We start from the raw sequence: 1,768 nt of genomic DNA on the forward strand, positions 1-1,768 counted from the left end.
GTGCTTTTGCCTTTGAACCTCAGGGCCGGGGCCTGAATCTTGGGCGCAGCCGCCCAATGGGCAAACATCTGGCTGTACGCCGCTTCCACCTGGCGGGCAAAACCCGCCTCATCCATCAGGCGGCTGGACTGCATCTGCGAGCGCAGGGTGGCGCGCTGGTGGGCCAGGGCGGGCAGGTCGCTGGCCAGCGCCACCACTTTGTCCACGTAGTCGTCTTCGCTGTCGGCAATCCACTCGGGATGGCCCACCCCGTGCAGGATGGCGCTGCCAATACGGCCCACGCTGGGGCGGCCCGCCAGGCTCACAAACGGCAGACCCATGTAGAGCGACTCGAACAGGGTGGTGCCCGAGTTGTGCGGAAAGCAGTCCAGTCCGATGTCGATGCCGCGCAGCACATCCCAGGGCGGGCTATTAAAACCAACATCCACGCGCTCCGGATCTATGCCGTGCGCTATGAATTTTGCAATTGCGGCCTGCTGGACGCTGGCATCTTTGAACGAGCTGCTGTCGATCACCAGCCGCGCCGTGGGCAGGCGCAGCAGAATGGCGGCCCAGACGCGGATGGTGCGGTGGTTGATGCGCACGCCGCGTGTCAGCGTGCCCAGGGTCAGGTAGCCGCGCTCCAGGGCGGGCAAGGCATTGACCTCGCCCATGGACGGGCTGGGACGGTAAGCGGTGTAGCTACCGGGCAGCCGCCACGGCTTTTCGGAAAACAGGTGCTCGCAGCCCGCGGGTGCGCTGGCCGCGTCGGTCAGGTAGTAGTCGATGGCCTGCAGGCCGGTGGTGTAGCCGTAGCCCATCCAGCTCAACGCGACCGGGGCCGGTTTCAATGCGAATACGCCCAGCCGGTTGCCCGCCGTGTGGCCCGCCAGATCGACCAGGGCGCCCCCGTGCGGGTGCTGGCCGTGCTGGCCGCCCAGCGCCTGCCGGGCCGCTGGGCCCAGGTGGCCACCGCCAAAGAGCAGGGTTTTGACATCCAGTGGCCCATCGTGCGCGGCGTGTACCTGGGCCCGCAGGTGCCCGAACCGCAGGTGCGCGCCTGGACCGAAGCCCTGGCCCGCGCCGCCGCCCACCCCGCCCTGCCGGGGCAACTGGCGCAGGTCGGCCTACAACCCGGCTGGGCCAGTGGCCCCGCACTGCAAGCCCTGCTGGAGCGCCAAACCGCCGACTACCAGCAGCTCGCCGCCAGCTTTGGGTTGGCCCGGCGGGCACCTTGATTGCTATTGAAAATGTAGCTTGTCACGCTGATGGATTAAGCGCTAGAGGCCGATTTCACTCCAAAGCCGAAACCTGCACCTTCCCCGTGGTGTAGAAAGCCTGCAGGTTCGCCAGGGTCAGCGCTTCCATGGCCTGGCGGGTTTCGCGGGTGGCGCTGGCGATGTGCGGCAGCAGCACCACGTTGTCCAGCGCCATCAGCTCCGGCGGTACATGGGGTTCGTCGGCGTACACCTCCAGCCCGGCCCCGGCGATGCCACCGGTTTGCAGGGTCTGTACCAGGGCCGCCTGGTCCACCACCGAGCCGCGTGCCACGTTGACCAGAAAGCCGTCCGGCCCCAGCGCTTGCAGCACTTCGGCGTTGACCAAATGGTGGGTGGACGCGCCCCCGGCGGCGATCACCACCAGGGTGTCGGCCCAGCGCGCCAGCTCCACCAGCGCGGGCTCGAACTGCCAGGGCACACCGGCCACCGGCTTGCGGTTGGTGTAGCGGATCTGCATGTCAAAGCCGGTGGCACGCTGGGCCACGGCGCGGCCAATGCGGCCCAGGCCC

General features: G+C 68.1%; 3 protein-coding genes. 1 reads left to right on the top strand and 2 read right to left on the bottom strand.

What is annotated here, in order from left to right; all coding sequences use genetic code 11:
* A partial coding sequence (locus tag AC097L_RS23535; protein WP_479589162.1) for an O-linked N-acetylglucosamine transferase family protein occupies positions 1 to 830 on the bottom strand: 830 nt, incomplete at its 3' end.
* Between the two features lie 30 nt (positions 831 to 860).
* On the opposite strand from AC097L_RS23535, the gene AC097L_RS23540 reads away from it, so the two are divergent.
* Positions 861 to 1,217 (top strand): type 2 periplasmic-binding domain-containing protein, encoded by a 357-nt coding sequence (locus tag AC097L_RS23540; protein WP_479589163.1) that lies wholly within the window; start codon positions 861 to 863, stop codon positions 1,215 to 1,217.
* A 55-nt stretch (positions 1,218 to 1,272) separates the two neighbouring features.
* Here AC097L_RS23540 and AC097L_RS23545 read toward each other — a convergent pair.
* Positions 1,273 to 1,768: NAD(P)-dependent oxidoreductase (locus AC097L_RS23545; protein ID WP_479589164.1), on the bottom strand; the 496-nt coding region annotated here is incomplete at its 5' end.

The organism is Rhodoferax sp. RT5P35 (assembly GCF_056521385.1).